Below are 7,875 nucleotides of genomic sequence, written 5' to 3'. Positions count from 1 at the left end.
GGGGGCGCCGCCCCCCCCACCGGGGCCCGGGCAGGCGCCCCGCGCGGGCCCGTCACCCGGGGCCCCGGCGGTCAGACCCCCAGGGCCTTGCGCAGGCCGCGGTCGGTGCCCAGCTTGGTGAAGACCGCCGACAGCAGCTCGGACACCGCCTGCGGGTTGCTGTGCATGTGGGCCGCGATCGCCGCGTTGTCGAGACCGAGGGCGGCGTGCCCCGCCGCCGTGTTCTCGGCCACGGTCAACGTGTCCTGCTCGGACGTGTGCAGCCGGCGCGGCCGCAGACCGGCCGACGCGAGCTGGGAGCGGGCCCGGCCGGCCAGGCCGTCGGCACCGCACACCGCCGCCGTCTCCATGCCCCGGTAGAGCTGCTGCGCCGCCCGGTGCGGATCACCGAGGGCGTGCAGGGCCGTACCGTGGTCGACGAGCGCGTGGGCCAGTTCGCAGGCCGCCGGGGACTGTTCGAGGTGGTCCACCGCCTCCTGCAGCAGGACGGCCGCCTGCGCCGGGTCCGAAGCCGCCGCGGACACCCGCAGGGCGTGCCCGATCACACTGGACGTGCCGAACGCACGGGCCCGCGCGACCGCTTCGTCCGCCGTGGCGCGGGCCTGCTCGGGCTCGCGGACCACCTGCGCGAGCGCCAGGTCGAGCTGCCAGGGACTCCACGACGGATTGCGGGTGCCGCGCAGGTCGAGGCGCTTGCCCGCCGCGCCGAGGTGCCGCACCGCCTCGTCGATCCGGCCCTGGGCCAGCAGGAGCTTGCCCCACACGGCCTGGGGATCGGGATAGACGACCGCCTTCGGGAAGTCCTCGCCCAGCTTGTACGCCTGCGCGACCCGTTGCGCCTCCTCGGTGTTGCCGCGGGCGAGCAGCGTCTCGATGAGGGTTCCGATCGCGTACCACTGGGCCGGGATCCCGTGCCCGACGCGGTCGGCGATCTGCAGGCCGTTGCGTACGAAGTCCTCGGCCTCGGCGAGCCGCCCGCGCCGGTAGCGGACGTACCCGAGCAGCGTGTAGACGAACGACAGGTGCGCACCGCGCCAGCCCTTCGCCTCGAACTCGAGGATGCCGGTGTTGAACAGCTCCTCGGCGCGGCCGGGCTGGTCGCAGTACATCAGCGTGACCGCGACGACGGCCGGCACCTCGAACCCGAAGTCCTGGTCGGTCCAGCTCAAGCCGCCGTCGAGCGCCTGTTCCGCGTACTCCAGTGCCGTACCGGCGGGCTCGCCGCGCATGGCGGCGTCCCAGGCCCGCAGACCCAGGATGTGCCGCTCGGCCAGACCGCGGCCGGTGATCCGCTTGGCGAACTGCGCGAGGAGCCGGGAGCGGGCGGGAGAGTTCTCCTCGTCGACGCGGACCGAGTTCCACTTGAACTGCTCGGCCTGCATGCGCAGCCGCGTACGGGAGTTCGTGGCGCTCTTGGCCTCCTCCTGGAGCAGCGCGGCGGCCTCGGCCAGCTGACCGGTGTGGGCAAGGGCCTGGGCGAGCCGGTAGGTGATCGCCTCGCGCAGGTTCTGCTCGGCCTTGGGCTCCTCCAGCGCGGTCCGGAGCTGGTTGATGGTGGTCGCGGGATCGTGCAGGAGGTTGGCGGAGCCGAGTTCGAACAGCACCTCGGCCCGGTCCTCCACGTCCGGGGGTTCGCGCAGCGCACGGGACAGGTAGCGGCGTGCGGCGTCGGGGGCTCCCGCGGAGAAGCTCTCGCGCGCCGCCTGGCGCAGCTGCTGGACGACCCAGGGGTCGCCGTCGGGGTGCATCTCCAGCAGGTGACGGGCCGCGGCGGCGGCGCCCTGTCCGTCGTCGACGAGGGCCTGGGCCGCCATGCCGTGCATCGCGACGCGCACGCCGGGCGGAATCGACCGGTACACGGCGGTGGCGATGAGCGGATGGAAGAACTCCACGACCTCCTTGCGCCGCAGGCCGGTCAGCACGGTGAGGATGCGGGCCGTGCGCAGCCGGCCGATGGCATCGGCGACCTGGGCCTCGCCGAGCGCCGCCACGCTGCCGACGATGCCGGTCGGCACGGCGGTGCCCAGCACCGCGGCGGCCCAGGCGAGCCGCACGGTGGACGGACCGAGCTGATCGAGCCGGTCGATCAGGCCGCTGCCCTTGACGGCGGAGGCCAGATCGCGCAGCTCGGGAATGCTGTCCTGATGGGGCTTGAGCTCGCGGTCGCGGCCCTTCATCGCCAGCTCGACGACCTCGAACGGGTTTCCGCCGGTGATCGCCCAGCACTCCCGGCAGAACACGTCGTCGGCGCTCTGGCCCAGGGCGTCACGCACGATGCGGGCCACCGCGCCCGTGGTGAGGGGAGCGAGTTCGTGCGGCCGCGTCCCCTGACGTCCCATGAGCGCGCGCAGCGCACCGGCGCCCGCGGGGATCTCGTCGGGCCGACAGGCCACCATGATCAGCATGGCGAGTTCCTCGGCCCGCGCCGCGAACGCGGTCAGCCAGGCCAGGGACTCGGCGTCCGCCCAGTGCGCGTCGTCGAGGATCAGGACGACCGGAGCGCTGCGCACCGTCAGGTGGGTGACGACCCAGTCGAGGCCGTCGCGCACGCCCTGCGGGTCGGGTGCCGTCGGGCCCTGCGGGGCCGCGGTCAGCCCGAGTGCCGGGGCGACGATGCTGTACCAACTGCCGAGGAGTTCGCGGCGCTCCTCCTCGCTCATGGCGGCGAAGGCCGGCTGGATCAGCTGCCGCATCACGTGGAACGGCACCTGCCGCTCCTGCTCGCCGCCGCGGGCGTACAGTACGGTGCACGACTGCTCCGCGGCGTGCCGGCGGGCCTCGTTCAGCAGGGTCGTCTTGCCGATGCCAGGCGAGCCCGCGAACGTCAGCACACCTCCTCGACGGGCGGTGGGACCGCCGTCCGTGGTGCCACGGAGATCGTCCACCGCGCGGTGGATCGCGAGAATCTCGGACTCCCTTTCGAGCAGGGGCTGGGACGCCCATCCTCGCGGTTCCGTGACATGTGACATTCCTGCCCCCTCCTGCGCGTGCGGCCGAGTGTACGACCCGCAGGAAGAGATATTGCTGCTTAAGCACATTATTGCGGGATCACATCACTCGTACGTGGACACCGCTGTATCCTCTGCTGACTTCACGAGCGCTGTGACGTCCGAAGATCGATCAACCTGCCGTCGGACGAGCCGTTTCGACCGTTCTCCGTCAATGGCGGGAAACAGGGATCATCGGCAGCTCGCTGGGCTGCGGGATTCCCGCCGGGAGTTCACGCACCGTCACGCCCGGGGCGGGAACGAGCTTCCACCGGGACGTCACCGTCGCCACGGCGGTCAGGATCTCCCACACGGCGAACGAGTCACCGATGCACTTGTGCTGGCCGGCTCCGAACGGAATGAACCGGTGGGCCCGGCGCTGCTCCTCCCCCTCCTCCTCCCAGCGGTCCGGATCGAAGGTCGCGGGGTCCCGGAAGAGCGCGGGGTCCCGGTGCAACGCGTAGGGGCTGTAGGCCAGTTCCGCCCCGGCCGGGATGGACACGCCGCCCAGGACGAGCGGTGCGAGGGCCCGCCGGGTGAAGAGCAGGGGGGAGTGCAGGCGCAGCGCCTCCTGGAACACGTGGTTCGTGTACGTGAGGCGGGGGAGGTCGGCGGGGCGGACGGGGCCCGTGCCCACCACCGCGTCGACCTCCGCCTGGACGCGCTCCTCCACCTCGGGGTGCCGGCCGAGCTCGTGGAAGATCCAGGCCAGGGTGGTGGCCGAGGTCTCCGTCCCGGCGAACAGGATCGCGATGACCTCGTCGCGGACCTGTTCGACGCTCATCGTCGCGCCCGTGTCGGCGTCCACGCTGGACAGCAGCAGGGAGAGCAGGTCGTGCCGCTCCTCCTGCTCGGCCTGCTCGGCACCGTACTGGGCGATCACCTCGTCGATGACCCCGCGCAGCCGGGCGGCCGCCGCGTCGAACCTCCGGTTCGGCGGTATGGGCAGCAGGTCCAGCGACTTGGGCATCACCGCACGCAGCAGCATCCCCTCCAGGACGATGGGCAGTGAGCGGTGCACCTCGGCGATCGCCTGGCCGCTCAGGCCCCCCGAGAAGGTCATCTCGGCCACCGAGGACAGGGCGTACCGCCGTGTCTCCGTGAGCATCGAGACCTCCTGGCCCGCCGTCCACGAGGCGCACATGGCCTCCGCCGCCCGGCCCATCACCTCGGCGTACTCGGTGATGTGGTTGCGGTGGAAGGCGGGCTGCACCATCCGGCGCTGCTTGCGGTGGAAGTCGCCGTCGGTCGTGACGATGCCGTTGCCGAACATGGGGCGCAGCCGCTCGAAGATCCTCCCGCGCCCGAACTGCTGGGCCTGCTGGACCAGTACGGCGTGGACGTGCTCCGGGCTCGTGAGCACGTGCACGGGCCAGGTGCCGATGTCGAGGCGCACGATGTCGCCGTGCTCGCGCAGCGATTCGAGGAACGCGATCGGCTGCCGCCACAGGGGCAGGGCGTGGCCCAGGAGCGGTAACCGCCCCGGGGCCGCGGGGGCGTGGACCACAGGGCCGGGACGTTCTGTACGGGCCATGGATCCACTCCCTGTCATGCCACCGAGACCAGGTCCGGACGGGTGTACGCGGACTCCAGGCCGGCTGCGAACCGCTCGTCGCTGTACCGTGTGCACTCGTAACGCTGCCACAGATCGGCGCCGATCATCCAGTCTTCGTAACTCCGCACGCAGCGGGTCACCGCGGCACGCAGCTCGGCGTCCATCTCCCCCTCGTCGTCGATGACTTGAAACAGTCGCCGCTCTGCGGACACGTAGTCCTCTATGCGAACCTGGATGCGGTTCTCCACCGACCGGACCGCGTCCGGAAGCGAACATCCTTCCCAGGAGGAGATGAGGGACACGAGGTTGTTGTTGTCCCCGCAGGCGTGTTCCTTGGGCAGGGAGAACACGTCGTTGCCCCACGAGATGATGTCCACGGCGCTCTCGACGACCGCCTGGAATGCCGGGTGGTCGTGGACGTGTTGCGGCAGGTCGAATCCCAGTCCGGCCTCGACCATGTCCATCATGGGCAGCAGTTGGGAGCTGTGCCGGCGCATGAGGACGTAGTCCTGGACCGAAGGGCGCCTGCCCGCACCGCGATTGCCCGCCTCCTGGTCCAAGGAGCGCAGCATCAACGGGACATGGGTGCGGTAGCGGGCCGCCGTTCCCGTGGACATTCCGGCGAGGATGCGGTCGCACAGGTCGACGAATCCGCTCACCAGTGGGTTCCGCCGGGACGAGGCCCTGTTGATCGTTCCGGTGGCCAAATACTGGGTGATGGCTTCGGTGACGGGCCGCCAGGCCGCAAGTTCACCCTTCCTGATGAGGTGGTCGTGCTGGTCGTCCAGGACGAACGACCAGGCCATCCACTCGGCGAGCAGGACGATGGTCTCGTACGGCACCTCGCCGCTCACCCGGCCCGCGAGGTGGCCGCAGCCGATCGCCGTGAACTGCTCGGCGGCATCGGTGACGAGCTCGTGGCGCAACGCCCACGACGTCGCCTCGGAGTTGGCCCGTGCGGCCAGCGGATGCTTGGAGTTCCCGAACGGAAGGTGGAAATCGGGAACGGGGAAAGGGTCGAGCCGGGCCATTGATCCCCCCACGGAAGAGTCGGATTCGCCAATACCCGCTCAATGTACGATCGTCACGGCACGTGCGTTTTCAGAGCGTCCCGCTGCAGTGGACATCGTCACGGCCGAACGCTCCGCGACTGCCGAATGAACCGGTCAGGAACCGCCCGGAACCCGTCCACACACGACTACATCAGGCCACCCGTGAAGTAATTAACCCTCAGGGCGCAGCGCACTGTCAATGTAGGAAGTGAGGAGATACTGCATTCACGCTGTCATTACGCGGAGAATGCCCCCGGGGGATATGCGAGCGGCATAATCCGGCGCGCGACCGGGGCGGCGGACCCCGGCCGGTGTCCGCCAGGGACGTCTTCCGGCCACTGCTGGGACCGTTGGAACGCCCGTCTCCCAACTGTCCTGCACGTGGCGCCTGTTGAGCGTGGGGCCGAGGTGGCATCGATGCGTGGCCGAAGACCGCCGTGTCGGTGCACGGCGCTCCCTACACTGCCGGGGGACGTGGCCGTCCGGGGAAGGGCGGGGAACATGATCGAGCACCATGCGGCAGACCCGGACGACGGCCAGGAGGCCGATGTCCTGGGCCACTACCTGGAGGTCCTGCGGGCGCGCCTGAGCGGGGAGCGGTTCGAACTGCTGATCCGCGCCGTCCAGACCACCTGCGCCCTGCTGGCCGAGGGGCGGGAAGCCGTCCTCGAAGTGCCGGGAGGCCCCGACCTCGCCCCCGATCTGCAGCGCGAGTACCTCTCCCTCATGGCCGTGATGATCACGGGCCACCTCGATCACCGCCTCGTCGAACTGGCCGCTCCCGACGGCGGCACCGGCTGGGCGGTCGTGGACAACACCCGCCCCCGCCGGGAGCCCGCTGCGCCGGCGCCGCCGTCCCCGTGCGAAACGGCCGAGCGGGAGTGGATCGCCCGGGAACTCGACGGCATCGTCCGCGCCACGCAGGACACGGGGCCGGCCGGCGGCTGACGCGGCGCGGGAATCCGGCCCGTGACTGCGGCGGAGCCGGCGCGGCCTGTGCGTTTCCCGTGGGCCGGCCGCATCGGCCCCGCATCAGCCCCGCATCAGCCCCGCAGCCGTTCGTGCAGGAACGCAGTGACGTCCGCCCGGGCCTTCAACGCCGGGTGGTCCTCGGGGGTTTCGCGTACCTCCAGGGTCAGCACCGCGTGGGCCAGCCGGCCGAAGCCGTCGCCGTTGCCCGGGGACGAGTCGAGCCGGACGACCTTGAAGGCGTCCCCCAGCCGGGAGCGCAGGGTGTCGAACCGCTCCTCCGGGGCCATCCAGTCCTCGCTGAACCGGAGCCCCATCACGCAGAGGCCTTCGGCACGGGTGCGCTCGACGACGCGCCGCAGCTCGCCCTCCGAGACGCCCGCGTCGGCGCGCCCGGCGGCGCTCACCGCGATCGGCGCCGAAGGCTGGCTCATCACCGGGGCCAGCACGGCCTCGTCCACGGCCGCGGCCAGGGCGAATCCGCCCGTGAAGCACATCCCGATGACACCGACCCCCGCCGCCGGAGTGCGGGCCGCCAGGTCACGGGCGAGGGCCCTGAGGTAGTCGGCGACGGGCCGGCGGGAGTTCGTGGCGAACGCCCGGAACTCCGCGGAGACGCACACGCGGGCGAGGACCGCCGCGGTCCGGGCCACGGACACGGGCTTGCCCGGCGTGCCGAACAGCGACGGCATCACGACGGTGAACCCCTCGTCCACCAGGTGCTCGGCGAGGCCGAGCACCTCGGGCGTGATCCCGGGCAGCTCCGGCAGCAGCACCACGCCCGGTCCTTCGCCCTTCTCGAAGCAGTCGTACGAGAGCCCCTCGGCGGCGAACGGAGCCCGGCGCCAGCCGGCGAGGGTGGAGGTCGGTGCGGTACCTGTCATGGCTCCTGCTTTCGGTCGGCGTCGGCAGCCGACTGTACGCCGCGTCCATGCCAAAAATTCGACCGGGCCGGAGGTGTGTCAACCCCGGGCGGGGCCGGTCACCCTGCCCGGGTGGTCCCACCCCGTCGGGTGAACGCGGCGCGCGCCGGACCGGGCCACGGGCCCTGTTCCGTACGGGGGCGACCTGCGGGAGCGGCGCCCGGCCGCACGGAAAGGATCACATTCGGTGCCACCATTCCCCCGCACACAGCGGGCAAGGCTGCGAAGCCGTTCACAGGGATGAGAGGTACGCACGTGGCACCTCAGGTGGTCGAAGAAACGGCTCGGCGTCTCCCCCCGCGGAAGGACTCCGGTGCCGACGACCCCGTCGCGCCGGTACCGGTACCGGTACCGGCCCCGGCGCAGGCATCGGCCCCGGGATCCGCACC

Annotated in this window: 5 protein-coding genes; 1 reads left to right on the top strand and 4 read right to left on the bottom strand. The window is 71.4% G+C overall.

The window, feature by feature from the left end; all coding sequences use genetic code 11:
* Window positions 1–71: 71 nt before the first annotated feature.
* The 3 genes from ACFXA3_RS27850 to ACFXA3_RS27840 form a co-directional block, all read right to left on the bottom strand.
* A complete protein-coding gene (locus tag ACFXA3_RS27850; protein WP_385191178.1) occupies window positions 72–2,969 on the bottom strand; it encodes an ATP-binding protein in 2,898 nt (965 codons plus the stop codon).
* A 190-nt stretch (window positions 2,970–3,159) separates the two neighbouring features.
* Window positions 3,160–4,521 (bottom strand): cytochrome P450, encoded by a 1,362-nt coding sequence (locus ACFXA3_RS27845; protein WP_385191177.1) that lies wholly within the window; start codon window positions 4,519–4,521, stop codon window positions 3,160–3,162.
* Between the two features lie 14 nt (window positions 4,522–4,535).
* Window positions 4,536–5,573 (bottom strand): lyase, encoded by a 1,038-nt coding sequence (locus ACFXA3_RS27840; protein WP_385191175.1) that lies wholly within the window; start codon window positions 5,571–5,573, stop codon window positions 4,536–4,538.
* 522 nt (window positions 5,574–6,095) lie between these two features.
* Between ACFXA3_RS27840 and ACFXA3_RS27835 the strand changes: the two genes are divergently transcribed.
* The gene (locus ACFXA3_RS27835) at window positions 6,096–6,542 is read left to right on the top strand and encodes a hypothetical protein (RefSeq protein WP_385191174.1); all 447 of its coding nucleotides are present in this window, start codon (window positions 6,096–6,098) and stop codon (window positions 6,540–6,542) included.
* Between the two features lie 95 nt (window positions 6,543–6,637).
* Here the strand turns inward: ACFXA3_RS27835 and ACFXA3_RS27830 are convergent, their stop codons facing one another.
* Window positions 6,638–7,447 (bottom strand): dienelactone hydrolase family protein, encoded by an 810-nt coding sequence (locus ACFXA3_RS27830; protein ID WP_385191173.1) that lies wholly within the window; start codon window positions 7,445–7,447, stop codon window positions 6,638–6,640.
* Window positions 7,448–7,875 lie beyond the last annotated feature (428 nt).

The sequence above is a fragment of the Streptomyces sp. NPDC059456 genome (assembly GCF_042750055.1).
Taxonomy (GTDB): Bacteria; Actinomycetota; Actinomycetes; order Streptomycetales; family Streptomycetaceae; genus Streptomyces.
The sequence above is the reverse complement of the archived record's forward strand: the minus strand, read 5'-3'. Positions and strand labels throughout refer to the sequence as shown.